A 25,448-nucleotide genomic window follows, 5' to 3' on the forward strand; every position below is an offset into this window, starting at 1 on the left:
CATTTTTCTCTCATTATACAAGAAAGACCCTATAGAATAGACTTTTTTTAAGTGTCTATTCTATAGGGTACATTTTAATATGTATCTTGCTTTTTTATTTGGAGAGGATTTAAATCAGTTTGGATAAAAAGAGACAAGAACGCACAGACTACATAATGATACTTTTACAATATAGTATTTCTTCTATCTATTCGAACGCATGATGCTTTTATAATGATATTGTCTGTGAGTTGCGGTTAATAATTGGGATAGATATATCGTGTTTTAAGTGTTCAATCTAAATTACAGCGAGGTGTAACGAAGTATATGTCAAAACGTTTAGATGAAATTAAAAGCGAATTAGATCACCATCTTGGACAGAGACTGATGTTAAAGGCGAACAGTGGGAGAAGAAAAACTGTAGAACAATCGGGTGTACTTGCAGAAACGTACCGTTCTGTTTTTGTTGTACAACTGGATCAACAAGAAGATGCGTTACAACGTGTATCGTATAGTTATGCGGATGTTTTAACAGAGACAGTAGAGTTAACATTTTATGGTGAACCTCATAATGAAGTGATTTTATAATTCATGTATCGTTACATATATTCCCACAAATGAAAAGCTATATTATTTTGCATACTAATGATACCGTAGCAAAATAAGGAGGGACTCTGCATTGAGTAGACGAAGAGGTGTCATGTCGAATCAATTTAAAGAAGAGCTTGCAAAAGAGTTGGGCTTTTATGATGTTGTTCAGAAAGAAGGATGGGGCGGAATTCGTGCGAAAGATGCTGGTAACATGGTGAAACGTGCTATAGAAATTGCAGAACAGCAATTAATGAAACAAAACCAGTAGTTGTAAGATACTTTCTATGCTACGGTAGCCGAGGAGTGATTCCTCGGCTTTTTGTACTATAAAAGGTGCCATCATTTTACATAAGTAGTTTCATTCTGAATGCTTTTCGTTATAATTAGGGAAGTGTCATCGTCTTACTATAAATTTATGGTAAAATAAACGATAAAAGATTGAGTACATAGAGTGGGTGAATAGATTGAAGCTACTAGTGAAAGCACCAGCAAAGATTAATCTGTCGTTAGATGTACTGGGAAAAAGACAAGACGGATATCATGAAGTGAGAATGATTATGACAACAATTGATTTAGCGGATCGTTTAGAACTAATGGAATTAGCAGAAGACCGTATTGAAATTTTATCCCATAATCGGTATGTCCCAGACGACCAAAGAAATCTGGCTTATCAAGCAGCGAAATTATTAAAAGAGAAGTTTAATGTGAAAAAAGGTGTATCTATTACTATTGAAAAAACGATTCCAGTAGCAGCTGGATTAGCGGGTGGAAGTAGTGATGCAGCAGCGACATTACGTGGCCTTAATAAATTATGGAATTTAGGGCTTACAATTGATCAGTTAGCAGAGCTTGGCGCAGAAATTGGGTCAGACGTATCGTTTTGCGTATATGGTGGGACAGCAATTGCCACTGGAAGAGGGGAGCAGATTGAGCACATAAAAACTCCACCTTCTTGTTGGGTTATTTTAGCAAAACCCCATATTGGTGTATCTACTGCTGATGTGTATGGAAATTTAAAGTTAAATCGAGTTACACATCCAAATGTAGATAAAATGGTGGATGTCATAAATGCTGGAGACTACAAAGGGATTTGTGATACTGTTGGTAACGTTTTAGAAGATGTAACGTTTGCGATGCATCCTGAAGTTGCACGTATTAAGGCACAGATGAAGCGATTTGGAGCAGATGCCGTATTAATGAGTGGTAGTGGTCCAACTGTATTCGGTCTTGTGCACCATGATTCGCGAATGCATCGTATATATAACGGATTAAAAGGATTTTGTGAACAAGTATACGCAGTACGTTTATTAGGAGAGCGAGAAACGCTTGAATAAAGACGTATAATACGTTATGATTTGTTTAGAATATTCGTGATTTGAGGTGAGAGTATGAAAATTAGACGAAGTACAAGATTGGTTGATATGACTTATTACTTGTTACAAAACCCTCGTCAGCTAGTTTCTCTCACTTTTTTTGCTGAAAGGTATCAATCAGCTAAGTCTTCTATTAGTGAAGATTTAGTTATTATTAAGCAAACGTTTGAACAACAAGGGGTCGGCACATTGCAAACGATACCAGGAGCAGCAGGAGGAGTGAAATATATACCATATATAAGTGAAGAAGAGGCAGATCTAATTATTGGTGAGCTGTGTAGCTTATTTGAAAATCCAGATCGTATTTTGCCTGGTGGTTACTTATATATGACAGATCTTTTAAGTAATCCTCGTCATATTAATGGCGCAGGTCGTTTGTTTGCTTCTGTTTTTGCTAGGCAACCAATTGATGCAGTTATGACGGTGGCAACGAAGGGGATCCCACTTGCATATGCAGTGGCGAACTACTTAGATGTACCGGTAGTGATTGCAAGAAAAGATAATAAGGTAACAGAAGGCCCCACTGTTAGTATTAACTATGTATCAGGTTCTTCTAAGCGAATTCAAACAATGACGTTAGCGAAGCGTAGCCTTCCAGAAGGATCCAATGTTTTAATTATTGATGACTTCATGAAAGCTGGCGGAACCATTCAAGGTATGATGAGTATGTTAGAAGAGTTTAAAGCTAATGTTGTTGGTATTGGTGTATTAGTAGAGTCTACGGATATTGAAGAAAGACTAATTAATAATTTTGTATCATTAATTCGTCTATCGGAAGTTGATGTGAAAGAAAAAGCGATTCAAGTGGAAAAGGGAAATTATTCACTGGCACCATTTGATGAAGGGCTTGTAGAGGCTGAGTAAAAAGGTAAAGCAAATAGCTTTATCTTTTTTTATTCTATTTATAAGTTATAAAATAGATGGACAAACTGCTTTTCGTGCACTATTTTTAAAGAGTAAAAATAAATAATAAAAGGGTGAAAAGTATGAAAGTTGTTCAAACAAACAATGCACCACAAGCGATTGGACCATATTCACAAGGGATTATTGTAAATAATATGTTTTACAGTTCAGGACAAATTCCGTTGACTGTAAGTGGAGAGCTTGTAGCAGGAGACGTAACAGTACAAACAGAGCAAGTATTTCAAAATTTACAAGCAGTATTAGAAGAAGCAGGTGCTTCATTTGATACGGTAGTAAAAACAACAGTATTCTTAAAAGACATGGATGATTTTAATGCTGTTAATGAAGTATATGGATCTTATTTCTCTGCTCATAAGCCAGCTCGTTCTTGCGTACAAGTAGCAAAATTACCGAAAGATGTTTCAGTTGAAATTGAAGTAATTGCCCTAGTTAAGTAATTCTTTGTAAGCGATAACCTCCACTAATCTCTATATTCAATTACACTAAAAATTTTTATCTTAAAAATTTTTAAAAAATTAAAGGGAAAATAGAAATTTTGTGGAATTTATACAAATATATCGCTTATTTAGAAAAGGGTGGTGAACACAAGATGGAAGTGACTGACGTAAGATTACGCCGCGTAAACACAGAAGGCCGCATGAGAGCAATTGCCTCTATTACTCTAGACCATGAATTTGTTGTTCATGATATTCGTGTAATTGATGGTAATAATGGATTATTTGTAGCAATGCCAAGTAAACGTACTCCAGATGGAGAATTCCGTGACATTGCACATCCAATTAATTCTGGTACACGCTCTAAAATTCAAGATGCGGTTTTAACAGAGTATCATCGTTTAGGCGAGTTAGAAGAGGTTGAGTTTGAAGAAGCGGGCGCTTCGTAAAATTCGAATGAAAAGGGCTTTTTAAAGGAAGCCCTATAATTTTGCAACAAACTCCTGTAAGCATTTACAGGGGTTTGTTTTTTTTTGTTTATACATATATCTCGTTTAGAAAATTCCGAATTAAATAAAATAAAGAGGGGAACTTCTAATTTTTTCAAAATCATTTTAAATAGTATAGCTTATTTCTTAAAAAAGATACTAAAGAGTAAAACATCTTATAAGAATTATGGTAAAATTTAATAGTTAAAATGTGTTTCTTGAAATATATGATGATTTAGGATAATATCGTTAATGGATAAATAGGTTGCGATGGAGGGTCTATATGTCAAACAGATTTGCAGTGATTCTAGCGGCAGGTAAAGGCACACGTATGAAGTCTAAGCTATACAAGGTGCTTCATCCTGTATGTGGAAAACCTATGGTACAACATGTTGTCGATCAAGTATCTCAATTAGGATTGCAGAAACTTGTAACAGTCGTAGGACATGGTGCTGAAATGGTACAAGAACAGCTAGGAAACGTAAGTGAGTTTGCATTACAAGCAGAACAACTTGGTACAGCGCATGCTGTAGATCAAGCTGCAAGTGTACTTGCAAACGAAGAAGGAACAACTTTAGTTATTTGTGGTGATACACCGCTAATAACTGCTGAAACGATGGAAGCATTACTTCAGCAACATAAAGAAGCAGGGGCAATGGCAACGGTATTAACAGCTTACATAGAAGAACCTGCTGGATATGGTCGTATCGTTCGTAATGAGAATGGTCATGTTGAAAAGATTGTTGAGCATAAGGATGCAAATGAGAAAGAATTAGCTATTAAAGAAATCAATACAGGTACGTATTGTTTTGATAATAAAGCTTTATTCGCTTCACTTTCTAAAGTTTCAAATGATAACGTACAAGGTGAATATTACCTGCCAGATGTTATTGAAATTTTAAAAAATGAAGGTCATATTGTATCAGCTTATCAAACAGAGCACTTCGATGAAACGTTAGGTGTTAACGACAGAGTCGCTCTATCGCAAGCGGAAATTATTATGAAAAACCGTATCAACCGAAAGAACATGGTAAATGGTGTTACTATTATTGATCCAAGTAACACGTATATTTCTGCTGATGCAATTATCGGTAGTGATACAGTTCTTCATCCAGGAACAATTATTGAGGGGAACACTGTAATTGGTTCTGATTGTGAGATTGGACCGCATACAGTAATTCGCGATAGTGAAATTGGAGATCGTACGACAATTCGTCAATCTACTGTACATGATAGTAAGCTTGGTACAGAAGTATCGGTTGGCCCATTTGCACATATTCGCCCAGATTCAGTTATTGGAGATGAAGTACGCGTTGGAAACTTCGTGGAAATCAAAAAAACTGTTTTTGGTAATAGAAGTAAAGCTTCACACTTAAGTTATATCGGGGATGCACAAGTTGGAGAAGACGTGAATCTTGGTTGTGGTTCAATTACGGTGAACTATGACGGTAAGAATAAATTCAAAACTGTGATTGGTAACGGGGTATTTATTGGATGTAATTCAAACCTTGTTGCTCCTGTAACAGTTGAAGACGGTGCTTATGTGGCAGCAGGCTCTACAATTACAGAGAATGTTCCATCAAAAGCATTGTCTGTAGCACGTGCACGTCAAGTTAACAAAGAAGACTATGTTGATCAATTGCTGAATAAGAAAAAATCATAATGTGGAGGGTTAATCTAGATGTCGACTCAATATCTAAATTCTAATTTGAAAGTATTCTCTTTAAACTCTAATAAGGAACTTGCTGAGCAAATTGCAAAGCATATTGGAGTAGGACTAGGAAAATGTTCTGTTGATCGTTTTAGTGATGGAGAAGTTCAAATTAACATTGAAGAAAGTATCCGTGGTTGCGATGTATTCATTATTCAATCTACAAGCTTCCCAGTAAACGAACATATCATGGAATTACTTATTATGATCGATGCATTAAAGCGTGCATCTGCAAAAACAATTAATATTGTTATTCCTTACTATGGTTATGCGCGTCAAGACCGTAAAGCGCGTTCTCGTGAACCAATTACATCGAAACTTGTAGCAAACTTGCTTGAAACAGCAGGTGCAACTCGTGTAATCACTCTAGATTTACATGCTCCACAAATTCAAGGGTTCTTTGATATCCCAATTGACCACCTAATGGGTGTACCGATTCTTTCAGATTACTTTGAAACAAAAGGTCTTAAAGATATCGTAATCGTGTCACCTGACCACGGTGGAGTAACTCGTGCTAGAAAAATGGCAGATCGCCTAAAAGCACCAATCGCTATTATTGATAAGCGTCGTCCTCGTCCGAACGTATCTGAGGTAATGAACATTATCGGTAATATTGAAGGTAAAACAGCAATTTTAATTGATGACATCATTGATACAGCTGGTACAATTACATTAGCAGCAAACGCTCTTGTTGAGAACGGTGCTTCTGAAGTATATGCTTGCTGTACACACCCAGTATTATCTGGTCCAGCAATTGAGCGTATCCAAAACTCAAATATTAAAGAGTTAGTTGTAACGAACTCTATCGTATTACCAGAAGAGAAGATAATCGACAAAGTACATGAACTTTCAGTTGCTCCGCTAATCGGAGAAGCAATCATTCGTGTATACGAAGAAGAATCTGTAAGTGTATTATTCAATTAATTGGATAGAATGAGACGTAACCAAGATTGGTTACGTCTTTTCGTATCGAAAAAAGAAAGTAGTGGTACAAGAATGAAATTGATAGTAGGACTTGGGAACCCAGGTAGAGAATATGAATTAACAAGGCATAATATTGGATTTATGGCGATTGATGAACTTGCAAAGCGTTGGAATATTTCTTTGAACGAACAAAAGTTTAAAGGAGTATTTGGTGCAGGATTTGTTAATGGAGAAAAAGTAATCTTATTAAAGCCACTTACATATATGAATTTATCTGGGGAAAGTATTCGTCCGTTAATGGATTACTATAAAATTGATGTAGAGGACTTCGTTGTTCTGTACGATGATTTAGACATCCCTGTAGGTAAATTACGCCTTCGTATGAAAGGCAGTGCGGGTGGACATAATGGTGTGAAATCAACAATTTCACATTTAGGAACACAAGAGTTTCAACGTATCCGCATGGGAATCGATCGTCCGAAAAATGGAATGAAGGTAGTAGATTACATATTAGGACGTTTTACATCAGAAGAGATTCCTGATGTAAATCATTCTATTGAAAAAGCAGCAGATGCATGTGAAGAATGGTTAAATAAACCTTTTCTTCAAATTATGAATACTTTCAATAGTTAAGAGTACGATTGGGAATATTTTATTTTATTTTTACCCATACTAGCAGTAATTGGATTTTTAGGAGGCTAGTATGGAAGGGTATTATTATTGCAGACATTGCGGGAGTAATGTAGGCTCCGTTACCGCAGAAAAAGTATATAGCGACGTTTTATTTCAACTAACAGAGCAAGAAGTAGTAGAAATGATTCATTTTCATGAGAATGGAAATATATATATAAAAACGATTTGTGAATTGTGTCAAGAAACGCTCGCATCTTATCCTGAGTATTATGAATATGAAAAATTTCTGCAATAAAATGTTGTCGCTTTGGCATGTCCAAAGCATTTTTCTGTTTTCTTTTTCCGAAATATTTGCATAAAATATAGTGGCTTGCTCTTTTATGTTGAGAGGGGTTTTGAAAATGATAGGTTTATTAGAGCAATTTTATAAAAATGAAGAGATCCAATCGGTCATTAATGGATTAGAAGATGGTTTAAAAGAGCAACTTGTATCAGGTATGGCAACCTCTTCTCGTTCGTTATTAATGGCGGCCTTATATAAAAAAACAAAAAAATCACAACTTATTGTGACGCATAATTTATATCAAGCACAAAAAGTACATGAAGATTTAGTGGCGTTACTTGGTGAAAAAGATGTATGGCTATATCCAGTAAATGAATTGATAGCATCAGAACTTGGTGTTGCAAGCCCAGAATTGAAGGCGCAACGTATTGAAGTGTTAAATCGCTTAGCTGCAGGAGAGCATGGGATTATTGTAGCACCAGTTGCAGGACTACGCAGATTTTTACCAATGAAAGAGTTGTGGAAGCAAAGGCAAATCGAAATCAGTCTAGGGCAAGAGATTGATTTAGATACATTTTTGCATACTTTACATCATATTGGCTATGAGCGTAAGTCTATGGTAGAAGCTCCTGGAGAATTTAGTTTGCGTGGGGGAATATTAGATATATATCCACTAACTGAAGAGTTACCATTTCGTATTGAATTTTTCGATACAGAAGTCGATTCTATTCGACTATTTGATGTGGATGAACAGCGCTCTCAAGATAAAAAAGAAAGTGTTAGATTTGGTCCAGCAACAGAGTTTTTATTTTCGCAGGAAGAATTGAAATCAGGAATTAAGCATCTTGAAGAAGGTCTGACTAAGACGATGCAAAAACTTTCTGATGATAAGTTGAAGACTACAGTGCTTGAGACGGTAAGTCATGAAATTGAGATGTTAAAAAACGGGCAAAGTATAGAACAGATGTTTAAATATTTATCTATTTTCTATAACGAACCTGCTAGTCTGATAGATTATTTACCAGAAGATGGTGTTGTGATTCTAGATGAGATTTCACGTATTCAAGAAACAGCATCACATCTTGAAACGGAAGAGGCGGAATGGTATATATCCCTTCTCGGTGAGGGAACAATCATTCAAGATTTATCTTTCTCTCATTCGTTTGAAGAATTTCTTCATCATAAAAAAAGAAGTTTTGTATATTTAACGTTATTCTTACGTCATATAGCACATACACATCCGCAAAACATTGTGAATGTGACATGTAAAACAATGCAAGATTTCCATGGGCAGATGCAGTTGTTGAAAACTGAAATTGATAGATGGAACGAAGGGCATTTTACGACTGTTGTGTTAGGTACAGATGATGAACGTGTGAAAAAACTACAACATATTTTAAGTGATTATGATATTGAGGCAGATATTGTAGAAGGTACAGATATATTATTGCCTGGAAGGTTACAAATTGCTGTAGGTGATTTACATGCAGGATTTGAAATGCCGATGCAAAAGCTTGTTGTCATTACTGAAAAAGAGCTTTTTCATAAGAAAGTTAAAAAATCACAACGTAAGCAAAAGTTATCGAATGCTGAACGTATTAAAAGTTATTCGGAATTAAAAGTTGGGGATTATGTAGTTCATGTAAATCATGGTATAGGTAAATTCTTAGGTATTGAAACATTAGAGATTAATGGTGTTCATAAAGATTATTTGAATATTAAATATCAAGGTAATGATAAGTTATACGTTCCAATTGAACAAATTGACCAAGTGCAAAAATATGTAGGATCTGAGGGTAAGGATCCGAAAGTTTATAAATTGGGTGGGAATGATTGGAAGAAGGTCAAAACGAAAGTTGAAAAATCTGTACAAGACATTGCGGATGACCTAATTAAACTATATGCTGAGCGCGAAGCTTCAAAGGGTTATGCATATACACCGGATACGGCAGAACAACAAGAATTCGAGTCCTCTTTCCCGTATCAAGAGACAGAGGATCAATTACGTTCTATTGAAGAGATTAAAAAGGATATGGAACGTGGACGTCCGATGGATAGGCTTCTTTGTGGTGATGTAGGATATGGAAAGACGGAAGTAGCTATTCGTGCGGCGTTTAAAGCAATTATGGATGAAAAACAAGTTGCAATTTTAGTGCCGACAACGATCCTTGCACAACAACACTATGAAACAATTCGAGAGCGTTTTCAAGATTATCCAATCAATATAGGATTATTAAGTAGATTCCGTACGAGAAAGCAGCAAAATGAAACAATTAAAGGTTTAAAAGATGGCACAGTAGATATTGTAATCGGAACGCACCGTATTTTATCTAAAGATGTTACTTATAAAGATTTAGGTCTTCTTATTATTGATGAAGAACAAAGATTTGGTGTAACGCATAAAGAAAAAATTAAACAATTAAAAGCAAATGTTGACGTATTAACATTAACGGCAACTCCGATTCCGCGTACGCTCCATATGTCTATGCTTGGTGTGCGTGATTTATCTGTTATTGAGACGCCGCCGGAAAATCGTTTCCCGGTTCAAACATATGTAGTAGAGTATAATCCAGCATTAATGCGAGAAGCGATAGAACGGGAGCTTGCAAGAGGTGGTCAAGTTTACTTCCTATATAATCGTGTAGAGGATATCGAACGAAAAGCAGATGAAATTTCGATGTTAGTTCCAGATGCGCGTGTAACTTATGCACATGGGAAAATGAACGAGAGTGAATTAGAGTCTGTTATGCTATCGTTTTTAGAAGGACAGCATGATGTTCTTGTAAGTACAACGATTATTGAGACGGGTGTAGATATTCCAAATGTAAATACATTAATTGTATTTGATGCAGATCGTATGGGATTATCGCAGTTGTATCAGCTTCGTGGGCGTGTTGGACGTTCTAATCGTGTTGCATATGCTTACTTTGCATACAAACGGGATAAAGTGTTATCGGAAGTTGCGGAGAAGCGCCTGCAAGCCATTAAGGAGTTCACAGAGCTTGGATCTGGTTTCAAAATTGCGATGCGAGATTTATCAATTCGTGGTGCTGGTAACTTGTTAGGAGCCGAACAACATGGATTTATTGATTCTGTCGGATTTGATTTATATTCTCAAATGTTAAAAGATGCAATTGAACAGCGTAGAGGAACAGACGGAGTTGAAAATACAGTTAATGTTGAAATTGATTTAGAAGTAGATGCATATTTACCGGATGCTTATATTTCTGATAGTAAACAAAAAATTATGATGTATAAACAGTTTAGAGGTGTTTCTGCAATTGAGGATATTGAAGAGTTGCAGAAAGAGATGATAGATAGATTTGGTGATTACCCGCAAGAAGTTGGTTACTTATTGCAAATCGCAAATATTAAAGTATTAGCAATGAAAGAACAAATTGAATTAATTAAGCAAAATAAATTTGAAGTAACAATTCTGTTCTCAGAACAAGCGAGTCAAAACATTGATGGCGGAAAATTATTCATGCTTGGAAATAGTTTTGGACGAATGATCGGTCTAGGAATGGAAGGATCACAATTGAAAATCGTCATGAAAACAAATGGCTTAGAGACATCGAAGTGGTTAACAATTGCTGAAAATTTATTAAAAGGCTTGCCAGATGTAAAAAAAGAAGTCATAAATGCCTAATATTAGATAAAAAAATGCAATTCGACGTGCATAGAAGAACTAATGTGTAAAATACTATGTCTAACAGTTGGTGATTTTTACATGAACAGGTAAATTCACCACTTTCATCATCAGTAGAAAGTGAGGCAGCATTAGAATGAAAGCAACTGGAATTGTACGTCGAATTGATGATTTAGGTAGGGTAGTAATCCCGAAGGAAATTCGTAGAACTTTACGTATTCGAGAAGGGGACCCACTAGAAATATTTGTAGATCGCGATGGAGAAGTAATTTTAAAGAAATATTCTCCAATTAGCGAGCTAGGTGATTTTGCAAAAGAATATGCAGATGCTTTATATGATAGCTTAGGACATAATGTGCTTGTATGTGATCGAGATTCTATTATCGCAGTATCAGGTGTATCAAAAAAAGAATACTTAAATAAAAGCGTTGGCGATCTAATTGAAAAAACGATGGAAGAAAGAAAGTCTGTTATTATGACGGACGAAAGTGATATTTCCATTATTGATGGTGTAACAGAAAAGGTTCATTCTTATACAGTTGGGCCGATTGTTGCAAATGGAGACCCAATTGGGGCTGTCATTATTTTTTCAAAAGAAGCGATTATAAGCGAAATAGAGCACAAGGCGGTCAATACTGCTGCCAGTTTCTTAGCGAAACAAATGGAACAGTAAAGGTGTATGATTTTAGAAGTAGCAATCTTTCCTAATTATGATATTTCTTCTTGAGAAATCAATTATTTGGAGATATATGTATATTGAATGAAGGTAGCGCTTTGCTACCTTTTTTCATTGAATATTTCTAACGTTGCACGAACGTATTCTTACTTGTGTAGGTAAGGAAGCTTGTCCTTTTCTTTATGATATAATACGAGGGGTGAGAATAGAAAAAGGAGTTTTCTTGCATGGAATCGAAGAAGTATCAAGCCTTTTGGCGTGGGGCTATTATATTAACAATCGCAAGTTTTGTTACAAAGGTATTAAGCGCCTTTTACCGTATTCCATATCAAAATATAGCGGGTGACGTTGGTTTTTATATTTACCAACAAATTTATCCATTTTATGGATTTTGTTTAATTTTAGCTACTTATGGGTTCCCTATTATAATTTCAAAAATGGTTGCGGAACGATTAGAGCGAGGGAAAAAACAAGAAGCAGAGGAAATTATTTGTGTATCTTTTTGGTTTTTATTAGGGATTGGTTTCATAGGATTTTTTACATTGTTCTTTGGTGCCGAAGCAATTGCGATAGCTATGGGCGATATACACTTAGATAAGCTATTACGCGTTATTTCCTTTTCATTCATATTGATGCCGTTTTTATCTGTAGCAAGAGGATATTTCCAGGGATTCAATAATATGATGCCAACAGCTGTTTCGCAAGTGATAGAACAAACGATTCGTGTTTCTATTATTGTATTTTTATCTCTATTCCTAATTGCTCACGAATTTGATTTATATACAGTTGGTGCAGGTGCTATGCTCGGTTCAATCGCAGGTGGATTGATTGGGATTATCGTACTTATACTTTATATGCGTCATGACTTTCGTTCTATATTCTTCAAAAGTGTAAAGAGGATTAAAGGGAAAAAGAAGATTATAAAAATCCTGTTTTGGCAGGGGTTAGCGATTTGTGTTAGTAACTTAGTGCTTATTTTTATACAAATGGCTGATTCTATTTCTTTCTATTCTCTACTTATTGGAGCGGGAGAGCCAGTTGAAAGTGCAAAGGTGTTAAAAGGTGTTTATGACAGAAGTATCCCGCTTATGCAATTGGGTACTGTCGTGACAACTTCCTTCTCGTTGTCGCTTATTCCAATTATTACAGCAGCGAAGGAAAGAGGGGATCTTACCTTTATTCGAGAAAAGGTAAGGTTAGCGATGAAAATAACATTTGTTATCGGATTTGCAGCAGCCATTGGATTAACTTGTATTATCCAACCTACGAATATTATGTTGTTTGAAAATAGTGATGGGTCAGATGTTTTATCTATTTTATCTTTATCTATTTTATTTAGTTCATTGTCGATTACAACTGCTTCTATTTTGCAAGGGTTAGGACAAACATTAAAACCAGCAATATTCGTTATATTTGGCGGTTGTTTAAAGTTAGCTTTAAATTATATATTAATGCCATATTTTAGTGTGAAGGGAGCTGCAATTGCGACGCTAGTTGCGTTAATTGTAATTTCTATACTAAATAGTGTATTACTTATGCGAGCTGTATCCGAATCGCTTATCGACAAACGGAATATGTTAGGTATAGTTATTAGTGGTATCGGTATGGGATTTGTACTAATAATGTTTATGCGTGTATTGCAAATGTCTGGATTAGTAATGGATACAAGTCATAGAGGTGTTGCAACACTTGAGGCGTTGTTAGGTGTAGCCATCGGCGGATTGGCATATATGTTTTTCATTTTAAAATTACGTGTATTTACAAAAACAGAAATAGGAACCGTTATGAAAAAAGAGAAAAAAGAAGGTTCATTGAAGAAGAGTGGATAGAGGTGACAGGTTGTGAGTGGAATCATTACTATTTTAGGATTAGGTGCTGGTGAATTAGATCAGTTAACGATGGGTGTATATAGAAAAATAAAAGAAGCAGATCACATGTTTGTTAGAACGAAGGAACATCCCGTTATAGAAGAGTTAGAGAAAGAAGGTATACGATATACTGCTTTTGACAATGTATATGAAGCACATGATACATTTGAAATTGTATATGAAACAATTGCGAATACATTGCTAAAACAAGCTGAAGGTGCAGAAATCATCTATGCTGTTCCAGGGCATCCACTTGTAGCGGAAAGAACGGTTCAGCTACTATTGGAAAAAAGTGAAGTAGCGAATATTGAAGTGCGAATTGAAGGTGGGCAAAGTTTCCTTGATCCTATGTTTGCAAGTCTTAAGATTGATCCGATTGAAGGATTCCAATTAATTGACGCTACATCATTTGAAAGAGGACAATTAGAATTACGTCAACACTTAATCTTTTGCCAGGTATATGACGCATTCGTTGCATCAGATGTGAAATTAACATTAATGGAGATGCTGCCAGATGATTATGAAGTGTATATCGTAACAGCTGCAGGGACTTCATTTGAGCAAGTGAAAAAGGTGCCGTTGTACATGTTAGATCATGAAACGGAGTTGAATAATTTAACGAGTGTGTACATACCACCAGTTCAGGAACGTGCATCCTTGTATCAACAGTTTGATGTGCTTAGAGAAATTATTGCAGATCTTCGTGGCCCGAATGGCTGTCCATGGGATAAAAAGCAAACACATCAATCTTTAAAGAAATATTTAATTGAGGAAGCTTATGAAGTATTAGAAGCAATTGATGAAGAGGATGATGATCACTTAGTAGAAGAACTGGGTGATGTATTATTACAAGTTATGCTTCATGCCCAAATCGGAGAGGACGAAGGTTGGTTCTCTATAGATGATATTATTCGAACTTTATCTGAGAAAATGGTTCGTCGTCATCCGCATGTATTTGGGAATACGGATGTAAATAATGCCGATGAAGTAATTGCCAATTGGGAAGAAATTAAAAAACAAGAAAAAGGGTTTGTAAAAGAATCTGTTTTAAATGGGGTTCCAAAAAGTTTGCCGCAGTTACTACGCGCTTATGAAATCCAGAAAAAAGCTGGTAAGGTTGGTTTCGATTGGGTTGATGTACAGCCGATGATAGAGAAAGCCTTAGAAGAATGGCAAGAGTTCCAACAAGAAGTTACAAACATGGATGAGGCGAAGATGTTAAGTGAATTTGGCGATTTACTATTTGCGTTTGTTAATATAGCTCGTCATTATAAAATAGATCCAGAAGAAGCGTTACGTTCAACAAATGAGAAATTCGTCAGTCGTTTTTTATACATGGAAGCAAAGGTAGCTGAAATGAAGAAAGAGATGCAAGATTTATCATTAGAGCAGTTAGATATTTTCTGGGAAGAGGCAAAACAAACAGAGCGTTAATAGGGGGATTTAATATGCGTCTAGATAAGTTTTTAAAAGTATCACGTTTAATTAAAAGAAGAACATTGGCGAAAGAAGTAGCTGATCAAGGAAGAATATCCATTAATGGTCAAGTGGCAAAAGCAAGTTCAGATGTAAAAGTAGCTGATGAATTAACAATTCGTTTTGGTCAAAAAATAGTAACTGTAAAAATAAATGAATTGAAAGAAACGACTAAAAAAGAAGATGCAGCAAATATGTATAGCTTAGTTCGTGAAGAAAAAGTAAAGGCCGAAGAAGGCTTGTTCTAAAATTGATTATCCCTTCATACATTACTATTAGCTAGTATAAATGTATGGGGGGATTTACGTGAATAATGGTTACTCACCTATGTCTTCTAATCAACAAAATGTTTCTGTAGAGCATGATATTATTATGCGTGGCAGACGTGTAATTGATATTACCGGTGTAAAGCAGGTAGAGAGTTTTGATAGCGAAGAGTTTTTACTTGAGACCGTAATGGGCTTTTTAACAATTCGCGGTCAAAATTTGCAAATGAAAAATTTAGATGTAGAAAAAGGTGTTGTATCGATTAAAGGGAAAGTTCATGAGATGCTGTATATTGATGAGAATCAAGGGGAGAAAACTAAAGGCTTCTTTAGTAAGTTGTTTAAATGAGTCTAACAATTCAGTTGTATACGATGCTCTCAATGATCGGAATGGGTGCTTGGATTGGAGCGTCTTTAGATACATACCAACGATTTTTAAAACGTCAAGAACGTAAGCGTTGGATTGTATTTATACATGATATACTATTTTGGATTGTCCAAGCATTATTCGTTTTTTACGTATTACTTCTTGTAAATGAAGCTGAACTACGTATATATGTATTTTTAGCGTTATTATGTGGTTTTGCGGCATATCAAAGCATGTTGAAAGCAATATACATGAGACTGTTAAATTTTCTCATCTATATTTTTGTGCAAACAACACACTTTTTTGTTCAAATTATACAGCTACTCATGATAAAACCTGTTATTATTATAGCGCAGCTATTTATTGCATTTATATTATTCTTATTTCGTATACTGCTTTCAATTGGACATGTGTTATGGAAAATGGTGATTTGGATATTACTTTTCATATGGAAAGTTTTTTTCTGGCCTGTTCGATTTATTGCTTCGCTCATATGGAAACTTCTCCCTAATCGTGTTAAACTTTTTATAATGAAGCATGTAGGGTTCCTGCAATATATAGCAAAATTGAAGGGACATATCTTCCAATTATGGGAGCGTATAAAAAAGAAGTTAGGGGGACCTCGGAAATGAGGGAACTGAGACAAAGAACAATCGAAAAACAGAGTCCAAATCCTGTTAAAGAGCATATAATACAAACGGATGAGAACAGGAAGCGACTTTATCGCCGTTTAGCGGTTTTTCTTGTCTTTGCTTTTACAATTATTGCGAGTATTAGTGTAACGTTTTATCAACAAAACAGTTCCATTAAAGCAAAAGAAGCAAAAGTTAAGGACATGAAAAAAGAACTGGATTCATTAACGAACAAAGAAAAGAGTCTAAAAGACGAAGTTCAAAAGTTAAATGATGAAGAGTACGTATTAAAGATTGCTAGAAGGGATTATTTCTTCTCTGGAAAAGGGGAGATAATTTTTCCTGTTTCTAAGTAGAGTATGTCTTATTGACACTATATTTTAGGATTATATATAATAAAGTAAAATTTGACTTTTTAACCACTAAGGAGGAGCATTTTTTTTATGTCAATCGAGGTAGGCAGCAAGTTACAGGGTAAAGTAACAGGTATTACAAATTTTGGGGCTTTTGTGGAGCTGCCAGAAGGCTTAACGGGTCTTGTTCATATTAGTGAAGTTGCTGATAATTATGTGAAAGATATTAACGATCACTTAAAAGTGGGCGACCAAGTAGAAGTAAAAGTTATTAACGTTGAAAAAGATGGTAAGATTGGTCTATCTATTAAAAAAGCGAAAGAGCGTGAAAAAACAGAAGGAGATCGTCCACGTGGTGAATACCAACGCGGTGGTGATCAACAACGTTCTGGACGTCCACAACGTAATCGTTCTTTCAACAGAGATAACCGTGGTGGCGGTAACGACCGTGCTCCAAAAGAAACATTCGAGCAAAAGATGGCACGTTTCTTAAAGGATAGCGAAGATCGTTTAACTTCTTTAAAGCGTAACACTGAATCTAAACGTGGTGGCCGTGGCGCACGTCGCGGATAATAAGAACGTTTAATTCTTAGAATATAGAGAGGTGCCCAGGGCGATTGCTCAGGGTGCTTTTTTATATGTGAAAATATATTTTTAAAAAAGTTTTCAAGATGTGTTGACTTTAAATTATATCTGAGGTAAGATACTAATTGTCCGTTAAATAAGACGACATGGCGGTGTAGCTCAGCTGGCTAGAGCGTACGGTTCATACCCGTGAGGTCGGGGGTTCGATCCCCTCCGCCGCTATATTTAATTTAACGGCCCGTTGGTCAAGTGGTTAAGACACCGCCCTTTCACGGCGGTAACACGGGTTCGAATCCCGTACGGGTCATCTAAAAAGATCATGCAAATGCGCATGATCTTTTTTGTTAAATAAATTAAGACATACAACACTTCTACAAAATCACCCTATATTTTCTGAATGTTCGATTAAAATATTAAAAATAAAATACATACTGTGTATATATGTAGAGTTATTTCGAATAAAAAGTCGAACGATTATAAAAGTGAAAACTGTTGTTTTGACAAAAATCCCAATAATCATCTTTTATAATGACAGTAATTAAACTATGCAGGTGGTGTTAAAAATATGCCTAAAGCAGGAAGGAATACTATGAATACAAGTGCATTGGCAATGAATGAAGGTCAGCTTGGAGGAGTAAAGTGGACGAGTAAGTTGCGAATGAAGTTTGAGCAAGTTTTCTTTAGATGGGGATTCATTATTGTTGTTATTGGTTTTCTTTTGGGACGAGCATATATATTAACAAACATTTTACCGTTTGCACTACCGTTTTTTGCTGCTGTTTATGTTATGAAGCGGGATAAAATGCCGCTCGCATTCTTGGCCCTAATGGGGGGCGCACTTTCAGTTTCGATAGATAATTTATTCTTTACCTTTGCATCTATTTTTACTTTCTTCATTTATAATATCTTCTTTAGTCGGTTTACACGTAAAACTGTTGGACTTGTACCATTCCAAGTATTTATCTCCGCATTAACTGCACATTTAGTTGTCGTATATTTTGCACAACAAACTGTTACCATGTACGATTTACTCGTTAGTACGATTGAGGCAGGGCTTAGCTTCGTATTAACTATGATATTTTTACAAAGTGTCCCGCTTTTAGTAGAAAGAAAAGGGAAACAACAAGCGTTAGAGACAGAAGAAATTGTTTGTTTAATTATATTACTAGCATCTGTTTTAACTGGTACAACAGATTGGTTCATATATGACGCTTCTATTCAACATATTTTTACTAGGTATTTAGTGCTTGTGTTTGCGTTTATCGCAGGAGCGGCTACAGGATCTACAGTAGGGGTCGTCACTGGGTTAATATTAAGCTTAGCAAATGTCTCTAGTTTGTCCCAACTTAGTCTGCTTGCCTTTTCTGGATTGCTTGGTGGTTTGTTAAAAGAAGGGAAACGCTTAGGTGTTAGTTTAGGTTTATTAATTGGGACAAGCTTGATTACGCTATATGTAGACAAGCAAACAAACATTGTGACAACTTTAATTGAATCTGGTATGGCGATTGCTTTCTTTTTATTAACACCGAAACTTGTTATGGATCGTATTGCTAAATTTATGCCAGGCACACAGGAGCATTCGCAAGATCAACAACAGTATTTAAGAAGAATGCGTGATGTTACAGCGAATAAAATCAATCAATTTGCCAATGTATTTGCTGCTTTATCTAATAGCTTTTCTGTATATGGATATGTGGAGGAGGAAGATAAAGAGACGGAGGCAGATTTGTTCTTAAGTACAATTACTGCAAAAACATGTCAAACATGCTTTAAAAAGGACCAATGCTGGGTAGTTAATTTCGATAAAACGTATGATTATATGAAACAAATAATGAGTGAAACGGAAGAAGGAACTCTGCAGCATAATCGGAAGTTAGTTCGTGAATGGGACAAGCATTGCGTAAGAGGCAAGAAAGTGACGGATTTAGTAGCGGGTGAATTAGATCACTTCTATGAGGGACAAAAATTACGAAAACAAATGAAAGAAAATCGTAGAATAGTAGCGGAGCAATTGTTAGGTGTATCAAAAGTTATGGAGGATTTTGCTAAGGAGATACAAAGAGAAAGAGAAAATCATCAAGTACAGGAAGAACAGATTCTGCAAGCGTTTCGTGATTTTGGTGTAGAAATAGAGCATGTTGATATTTATTGTTTAGATAGAGGAAGTATTGATATTGAAATGTTGATTCCAGTTGCATCTAATGAACATGGAGAGTGTGAAAAATTAGTTGCACCAATGCTTTCTGATATCCTGAAGGAAAACATAGTTGTGAAACATGAAGAAAAATCTTCTTATCCGAATGGGCACAGTTTAATATCATTTGGTTCAGCAAAAACGTATTCCCTTGATACCGGCTTGGCCACAGCCGCGAAAGGCGGTGGGTTTGTTTCGGGTGATTCTTATGCGATGATGGATTTAAGTGTTGGGAAATATGCCCTTGCAATTAGTGATGGTATGGGAAATGGGCAAAGAGCTCATATGGAGAGTAAAGAAACGGTGAAATTATTACAAAAAATACTTCAATCAGGCATTGATGAAGAAATAGCGATTAAGTCTATTAACTCTATTCTTTCTTTAAGAACAACAGAAGAGATGTTTACGACGTTAGATTTAGCTATGGTAGATTTACGGGATGCGAGTGCGAAGTTTTTAAAGATTGGATCGACGCCGAGTTTTGTTAAACGCGCAAATAATATTTTGAAAATTGAAGCAAGTAATTTGCCAATGGGAATTATCGAGGATGTTGAAGTTGATGTAGTGGGTGAGCAATTAAAAACAGGTGATATTCTTATTATGATGAGTGATGGGATTTTTGAGGGCGCGCAGCATGTGGAGAATCACGAGTTATGGATGAAGCGGAAAATTAAAGAGTTACAAACTGAAGATCCGCAAGAAATTGCTGATATCATTATGGAAGAGGTGATTCGATCTGGCGATGGTTATATAAATGATGATATGACTATTGTAGTAGCGAAAGTGAAGAAAAATATGCCGAAGTGGGCTACCATTCCAATTGTAGGAATGCAAGCGCAATAAAGTGAAACTTGAAGTGTAATGTTTCTTTCTAAAAACCTAGGTGAATACCTAGGTTTTTTTGCTTTAAAAGATAATGTTATTATTTTTGTGAATATATACGGATGATGTAAGATAAAAATGTAATTTTTGTATATCTTTTTTTTGCACAATGTTTGTAAAAGTTGTACCATTATAAACAAGGTAACTAACGTTGCTGTTCTTGTTTAATGAAAGGTGATTACGAAGTTGAAAGATACATTTGTTGAAAAGGTAGATGACTTTGTAAAGCAGCATGATGTATTAAAGGAACGCTCAACAATTGTTGTAGGGGTTTCTGGTGGTCCTGACTCTTTGGCTCTTCTATATTATTTGTTAGAAAAAAGAGCGGCAAAACAGTTTGAAATTGTAGTGGCGCATATGGATCACATGTTTAGAGGTGATGAATCTCATGAGGACCTACAGTTTGTGCAGGACCTTTGTAAAGGACTGGGAGTTATTTGCGAAACGATAAGAATTAATGTGTCGCAATATCAACAGCAATACGGGATGAATGCACAGGTTGCTGCTAGAGAATGCAGATATGCATTTTTGGAAAGAATAATGAAGAAATATGATGCGAGATATGTAGCCCTTGGACATCATGGTGATGACCAAGTAGAGACGATTTTAATGCGTCTTGTACGAGGGAGTACTCCGAAAGGATATGCAGGAATTGCAGTGAAGCGTCCTTTTCATAATGGATATTTAATTAGGCCGTTACTTGGAGTAACAAAGGAAGAAATTGTTGATTACTGTAATAAGCTGAAAATAATTCCTCGTATAGATCCAAGTAATAAAAAGGAAGTATATACAAGGAATCGATTACGTAAATACGTTCTTCCTCATTTGAAAGAAGAAAACCCACAAGTGCATGAGAAATTCCAAAAATTTAGCATGCAGATGCAAGAGGATGAGGCGTATTTGCAGGAATTAGCTTTTGAGAAAATGAATAAAGTAATTACAAAAAAAAGTGATAAACAAATTAGCTTATCAATTCCTGCCTTTGAATCCATGTCTATGCCTTTACAAAGAAGAGGGATTCAACTAATATTAAACTATCTTTATGAATATAAGATTCCATCTTCTCTTTCCTCTATACATATTGACAAAGTGATTGAGTTTTTTAAGCGGACACAGCCTTCGGGTTCACTTGATTTCCCAGGTGATTTGAAAATTGTTCGCGCATACGAGGAGTGTAGCTTTGGATTTAAACAAGAAATTGTTTCTCCTTTCTTACAAGATTTATCAGTGCCCGGGACAATTACGCTATCGAACGGGGATAAACTTGTAACAGAGGTGAGCGAAGATATACCAAGTGACATGAATGAAACAGTATTTGTTGCTAAGTATAATGATATATCATATCCACTTCGTATTCGGTCTAGAAAAAATGGAGATCGCATGTCAATACAAGGTATGAATGGCACCAAAAAGATAAAAGCTATTTTTATCGAAGCAAAAGTACCGAGAGAAAAAAGAGAAGAATGGCCGGTCGTTTGTGATGCAAGTGGGAATGTTATTTGGTTACCCTTGTTGAAGCGATCTGCATTTGCTATCTCGAAAGAGGCAGCAAAGAAGGATAAATATATGATTATTCACTACAAAAGCAAGGAGTCTTCCGGGAGGATAATGAAATGATGAATCAAGATATCGAAAAAGTATTAATTTCTGAAGAGCAAATACAAGAAAAGGTGCTCGAATTAGGCGCAATTATTGCAGAGGACTATAAAAACACAGTACCTCTTGCGATTGGTGTACTAAAGGGTGCAATGCCATTTATGGCAGATTTATTAAAGAGAACAGATACATATCTTGAAATGGATTTTATGGCTGTATCTAGTTACGGTCACTCAACTGTTTCAACAGGCGAAGTGAAAATTTTAAAAGACCTTGATACTTCTGTAGAAGGTCGCGATATTTTAATCGTTGAAGATATTATTGATAGCGGTCTTACACTAAGTTACTTAGTAGACCTATTTAAATATCGTAAAGCGAAGTCTGTAAAAATCGTTACGTTATTAGATAAACCAACAGGCCGTAAGGTAGATTTGAAAGCGGATTATGTTGGGTTTACTGTACCGCATGAATTTGTTGTAGGATATGGATTAGATTATAAAGAGCAATACCGTAATCTTCCTTATGTAGGAGTATTAAAACCAAGCGTTTACTCAAATTAATTAAATACAGGCGTCACAATTGTATAGGAAAGTTTTTCTATGTTACGATTTACTATAGTGTTTATGCCGTGAGAGGAGGTTAGGAATGAATCGTATCTTCCGTAATACCATCTTTTATTTACTGATATTCCTAGTAGTAATTGGAATCGTGAGCTATTTTAATGGTTCGACACAAAAAACGACATCAGTTAGCTACGATAAATTCATTACTAAACTAGAAAAAGGTGAAGTGCGTAATGTGCAGCTTCAACCGAAAAATGGTGTGTTTGAAGTAAAAGGACAATTTAATAACTCTAGCCAGGGAGAACAATTTGTTACTTATGCACCAAATACTGAGGAATTACAAAAGAAAATTAATGATAAAGCGCAAGGTGCTGAAGTTAAGTATCAACCAGCAGAAGAAACAAGTGCTTGGGTAACCTTCTTTACTTCTATCATCCCGTTTGTCATTATCTTCATTTTATTCTTCTTCTTATTAAACCAAGCTCAGGGCGGCGGTAGCCGTGTTATGAACTTCGGGAAAAGTAAGGCGAAGTTATATAATGACGAAAAGAAAAAAGTTCGTTTCAGAGATGTTGCTGGAGCAGATGAAGAGAAACAAGAGCTTGTTGAGGTAGTTGAATTCTTGAAAGATCCTCGTAAGTTTGCTGAAGTTGGTGCCCGTATTCCGAAGGGTGTTCTATTAGTGGGACCTCCAGGTACAGGTAAAACTTTACTAGCACGTGCCGTTGCGGGTGAGGCAGGCGTTCCGTTCTTCTCTATCAGTGGTTCTGATTTCGTAGAGATGTTCGTCGGTGTCGGTGCATCACGTGTACGTGATTTATTCGAAAACGCAAAGAAAAATGCTCCTTGCATCATTTTCATTGATGAAATTGATGCGGTAGGACGTCAACGTGGCGCTGGTCTTGGTGGTGGCCATGATGAGCGTGAACAAACGTTAAACCAATTGCTTGTTGAAATGGATGGATTCGGTGCCAACGAAGGTATTATTATCATCGCTGCGACAAACCGTCCTGATATTCTTGACCCAGCATTATTACGTCCAGGTCGTTTTGACCGTCAAATTACAGTAGATCGTCCAGATGTAAATGGCCGTGAAGCTGTACTGAAAGTGCATGCTCGTAATAAACCGCTTGATGAGAATATCAACTTAAGAGCAATTGCAACTCGTACACCAGGATTCTCTGGTGCCGATCTTGAAAACTTATTAAACGAAGCTGCTTTAGTAGCTGCGCGTCAAGATAAGAAGAAAATTGATATGAGTGACATTGATGAAGCGACGGATCGTGTTATTGCAGGTCCGGCTAAGAAAAGTCGTGTTATCTCTGAAAAAGAACGTAATATCGTTGCTTTCCATGAAGCGGGCCACACTGTAATTGGTGTTGTCCTTGATGAAGCTGATGTCGTTCATAAAGTAACAATTATCCCTCGTGGTCAAGCTGGTGGATATGCAGTAATGCTTCCAAAAGAAGATCGTTACTTCATGACAAAACCAGAGTTACTTGATAAAATCACTGGTTTACTTGGTGGTCGAGTAGCTGAAGAGATTGTATTTGGTGAAGTAAGTACAGGTGCTCATAATGACTTCCAACGTGCGACTGGTATTGCAAGACGTATGGTAACGGAATTTGGTATGAGTGATAAGCTTGGACCAATGCAATTTGGTAGCTCACAAGGTGGTCAAGTGTTCTTAGGAAGAGACTTCCATTCAGAACAAAACTATAGTGATGCGATTGCACACGAAATCGATATGGAAATGCAAACGATTATGAAAGAATGTTATGCTCGTGCAAAACAAATTCTTACTGACAATCGTGATAAACTAGATCTTATTGCGAAAACGTTACTTGAAGTAGAAACGTTAGATGCGGAGCAAATCAATCATTTATGTGACTATGGCAGATTGCCAGAACGTTCAACATCTTCAGCTGATGTGAAAGTAAACATCAACATGAAGAAGGACGATGAAGAATCAGAAGATAAGTAAGAAGAGATGAAGGAGTGACGGTAGTCACTCCTTTTTTATTTGTAGAAGGGAACTAAGTAGAAAAAGAATTTAAATAAATCTGGTACTAAAAATTGAAATAGGGAGTAATCTTTTTGTAAAATGATGAGGATAGAAAAGCTGATTATATAAGTATGTGTGATATGATGTTTTTATAAGTTTTATACATACTGCACAAATATAGATTAAATAAGATAAGTGGTGAGAATATGATTTTTGTATTGGATGTAGGGAACACAAATGCTGTACTGGGCGTGTTTGAAGAGGGGGAACTTCGTCAACATTGGCGCATGGAAACGGATCGTCATAAGACAGAAGATGAATATGGAATGCTTGTAAAACAGTTGCTTGAGCATGAGGGTCTTTCGTTTGAAGATGTGAAAGGTATTATCGTGTCTTCAGTCGTACCACCAATTATGTTTGCTTTAGAGCGCATGTGTGAAAAGTATTTTAAAATTAAGCCGCTTGTAGTAGGTCCTGGAATAAAAACGGGGCTAAATATTAAATATGAAAATCCACGAGAAGTAGGTGCGGATCGAATCGTAAATGCAGTAGCAGGAATCCACTTATATGGAAGTCCGCTTATTATTGTCGATTTTGGTACGGCTACTACATATTGTTATATTAACGAAGAAAAGCATTATATGGGTGGAGTTATTACACCAGGAATTATGATTTCAGCAGAGGCTTTATATAGTAGAGCGGCAAAACTTCCTCGTATTGAAATTACAAAACCAAGCAGTGTAGTTGGGAAGAATACGGTAAGTGCGATGCAATCCGGTATTCTTTATGGTTATGTTGGACAAGTGGAAGGTATTGTTAAGCGCATGAAAGAGGAAGCTAAACAAGAACCAAAAGTTATTGCAACAGGTGGATTAGCGAAATTAATTTCAGAAGAATCGAATGTAATTGATGTTGTAGATCCATTCTTAACATTAAAAGGTTTGTATATGTTATACGAGCGTAATGCAAATTTACAGCATGAGAAAGGTGAATAAA

At 36.0% G+C, this 25,448-nt stretch carries 24 protein-coding genes and 2 tRNA genes; all 26 read left to right on the forward strand.

Features of this window, described 5'->3' with window-relative positions:
* The first annotated feature begins 306 nt into the window (after nucleotides 1-306).
* Nucleotides 307-567, forward strand: a complete 261-nt coding sequence (gene veg / locus PDQ33_RS19155) for a biofilm formation stimulator Veg (protein ID WP_000044349.1) — start codon at nucleotides 307-309, stop codon at nucleotides 565-567.
* Between the two features lie 91 nt (nucleotides 568-658).
* Complete coding sequence (gene sspF, locus PDQ33_RS19160; RefSeq protein ID WP_001985066.1) at nucleotides 659-838, forward strand: acid-soluble spore protein SspF; 180 nt, start codon at nucleotides 659-661, stop codon at nucleotides 836-838.
* Nucleotides 839-1,034: 196 nt separating this feature from the next.
* Nucleotides 1,035-1,904 carry a 4-(cytidine 5'-diphospho)-2-C-methyl-D-erythritol kinase gene (gene ispE / locus PDQ33_RS19165; RefSeq protein ID WP_142242868.1) on the forward strand — a complete coding sequence of 290 codons (870 nt, stop codon included), beginning with the start codon at nucleotides 1,035-1,037 and terminating at the stop codon, nucleotides 1,902-1,904.
* Nucleotides 1,905-1,958: 54 nt separating this feature from the next.
* The gene (gene purR, locus PDQ33_RS19170) at nucleotides 1,959-2,807 is read left to right on the forward strand and encodes a pur operon repressor (protein WP_000702473.1); all 849 of its coding nucleotides are present in this window, start codon (nucleotides 1,959-1,961) and stop codon (nucleotides 2,805-2,807) included.
* A 122-nt stretch (nucleotides 2,808-2,929) separates the two neighbouring features.
* Nucleotides 2,930-3,304 carry a RidA family protein gene (locus PDQ33_RS19175; protein ID WP_230673486.1) on the forward strand — a complete coding sequence of 125 codons (375 nt, stop codon included), beginning with the start codon at nucleotides 2,930-2,932 and terminating at the stop codon, nucleotides 3,302-3,304.
* Nucleotides 3,305-3,456: 152 nt separating this feature from the next.
* Nucleotides 3,457-3,750: a septation regulator SpoVG gene (gene spoVG, locus PDQ33_RS19180; RefSeq protein WP_000454041.1), complete on the forward strand. Its 294-nt coding sequence runs from the start codon at nucleotides 3,457-3,459 to the stop codon at nucleotides 3,748-3,750.
* 322 nt (nucleotides 3,751-4,072) lie between these two features.
* Nucleotides 4,073-5,452: a bifunctional UDP-N-acetylglucosamine diphosphorylase/glucosamine-1-phosphate N-acetyltransferase GlmU gene (gene glmU / locus PDQ33_RS19185; protein WP_000071036.1), complete on the forward strand. Its 1,380-nt coding sequence runs from the start codon at nucleotides 4,073-4,075 to the stop codon at nucleotides 5,450-5,452.
* Nucleotides 5,453-5,470: 18 nt separating this feature from the next.
* Nucleotides 5,471-6,424, forward strand: a complete 954-nt coding sequence (locus PDQ33_RS19190; protein ID WP_270756454.1) for a ribose-phosphate diphosphokinase — start codon at nucleotides 5,471-5,473, stop codon at nucleotides 6,422-6,424.
* Between the two features lie 72 nt (nucleotides 6,425-6,496).
* A complete protein-coding gene (pth, locus tag PDQ33_RS19195) occupies nucleotides 6,497-7,057 on the forward strand; it encodes an aminoacyl-tRNA hydrolase (protein WP_088106325.1) in 561 nt (186 codons plus the stop codon).
* Between the two features lie 70 nt (nucleotides 7,058-7,127).
* The gene (locus PDQ33_RS19200) at nucleotides 7,128-7,352 is read left to right on the forward strand and encodes an anti-sigma-F factor Fin (protein ID WP_000399440.1); all 225 of its coding nucleotides are present in this window, start codon (nucleotides 7,128-7,130) and stop codon (nucleotides 7,350-7,352) included.
* A 106-nt stretch (nucleotides 7,353-7,458) separates the two neighbouring features.
* Nucleotides 7,459-10,989: a transcription-repair coupling factor gene (gene mfd / locus PDQ33_RS19205; protein ID WP_270394023.1), complete on the forward strand. Its 3,531-nt coding sequence runs from the start codon at nucleotides 7,459-7,461 to the stop codon at nucleotides 10,987-10,989.
* Between the two features lie 136 nt (nucleotides 10,990-11,125).
* On the forward strand, nucleotides 11,126-11,662 hold the full coding sequence (gene spoVT, locus PDQ33_RS19210; protein WP_000648302.1) for a stage V sporulation protein T: 537 nt from the start codon (nucleotides 11,126-11,128) through the stop codon (nucleotides 11,660-11,662).
* 230 nt (nucleotides 11,663-11,892) lie between these two features.
* Nucleotides 11,893-13,494 carry a putative polysaccharide biosynthesis protein gene (locus PDQ33_RS19215; RefSeq protein WP_000444157.1) on the forward strand — a complete coding sequence of 534 codons (1,602 nt, stop codon included), beginning with the start codon at nucleotides 11,893-11,895 and terminating at the stop codon, nucleotides 13,492-13,494.
* 12 nt (nucleotides 13,495-13,506) lie between these two features.
* Nucleotides 13,507-14,967: a nucleoside triphosphate pyrophosphohydrolase gene (gene mazG, locus PDQ33_RS19220; protein ID WP_000014266.1), complete on the forward strand. Its 1,461-nt coding sequence runs from the start codon at nucleotides 13,507-13,509 to the stop codon at nucleotides 14,965-14,967.
* A 14-nt stretch (nucleotides 14,968-14,981) separates the two neighbouring features.
* Nucleotides 14,982-15,257 carry an RNA-binding S4 domain-containing protein gene (locus tag PDQ33_RS19225; RefSeq protein WP_001234876.1) on the forward strand — a complete coding sequence of 92 codons (276 nt, stop codon included), beginning with the start codon at nucleotides 14,982-14,984 and terminating at the stop codon, nucleotides 15,255-15,257.
* Nucleotides 15,258-15,315: 58 nt separating this feature from the next.
* Nucleotides 15,316-15,624: a sporulation protein YabP gene (yabP, locus tag PDQ33_RS19230; protein ID WP_001059101.1), complete on the forward strand. Its 309-nt coding sequence runs from the start codon at nucleotides 15,316-15,318 to the stop codon at nucleotides 15,622-15,624.
* A complete protein-coding gene (gene yabQ / locus PDQ33_RS19235) occupies nucleotides 15,621-16,274 on the forward strand; it encodes a spore cortex biosynthesis protein YabQ (RefSeq protein WP_000059762.1) in 654 nt (217 codons plus the stop codon). Before yabP ends, yabQ begins: the two co-directional genes overlap by 4 nt.
* Nucleotides 16,271-16,630, forward strand: a complete 360-nt coding sequence (divIC, locus tag PDQ33_RS19240; protein ID WP_001208736.1) for a cell division protein DivIC — start codon at nucleotides 16,271-16,273, stop codon at nucleotides 16,628-16,630. The genes yabQ and divIC overlap by 4 nt, the downstream gene beginning before the upstream one ends.
* Nucleotides 16,631-16,717: 87 nt before the next feature.
* Nucleotides 16,718-17,200, forward strand: coding sequence for a S1 domain-containing RNA-binding protein (locus tag PDQ33_RS19245; protein WP_000021452.1), 483 nt, complete (start codon nucleotides 16,718-16,720; stop codon nucleotides 17,198-17,200).
* A gap of 160 nt (nucleotides 17,201-17,360) precedes the next feature.
* Nucleotides 17,361-17,434: transfer RNA gene (locus tag PDQ33_RS19250), tRNA-Met, on the forward strand.
* A gap of 13 nt (nucleotides 17,435-17,447) precedes the next feature.
* Nucleotides 17,448-17,519 (forward strand) — tRNA-Glu (locus tag PDQ33_RS19255).
* Nucleotides 17,520-17,777: 258 nt separating this feature from the next.
* Entirely contained in the window at nucleotides 17,778-20,249 is a 2,472-nt protein-coding gene (spoIIE, locus tag PDQ33_RS19260) for a stage II sporulation protein E (protein WP_270394025.1), read from the forward strand.
* 225 nt (nucleotides 20,250-20,474) lie between these two features.
* Entirely contained in the window at nucleotides 20,475-21,905 is a 1,431-nt protein-coding gene (gene tilS / locus PDQ33_RS19265) for a tRNA lysidine(34) synthetase TilS (protein WP_270756455.1), read from the forward strand.
* On the forward strand, nucleotides 21,902-22,444 hold the full coding sequence (gene hpt, locus PDQ33_RS19270) for a hypoxanthine phosphoribosyltransferase (RefSeq protein ID WP_000981838.1): 543 nt from the start codon (nucleotides 21,902-21,904) through the stop codon (nucleotides 22,442-22,444). The genes tilS and hpt overlap by 4 nt, the downstream gene beginning before the upstream one ends.
* Before the next feature lie 85 nt (nucleotides 22,445-22,529).
* Nucleotides 22,530-24,431 (forward strand): ATP-dependent zinc metalloprotease FtsH, encoded by a 1,902-nt coding sequence (ftsH, locus tag PDQ33_RS19275; protein WP_270756456.1) that lies wholly within the window; start codon nucleotides 22,530-22,532, stop codon nucleotides 24,429-24,431.
* 227 nt (nucleotides 24,432-24,658) lie between these two features.
* A complete protein-coding gene (locus PDQ33_RS19280) occupies nucleotides 24,659-25,447 on the forward strand; it encodes a type III pantothenate kinase (RefSeq protein WP_000578367.1) in 789 nt (262 codons plus the stop codon).
* Nucleotide 25,448 lies beyond the last annotated feature (1 nt).

Source organism: Bacillus cereus group sp. Bc031 (assembly GCF_027716265.1).
In the GTDB taxonomy this organism is placed as follows: domain Bacteria; phylum Bacillota; class Bacilli; order Bacillales; family Bacillaceae_G; genus Bacillus_A; species Bacillus_A paranthracis.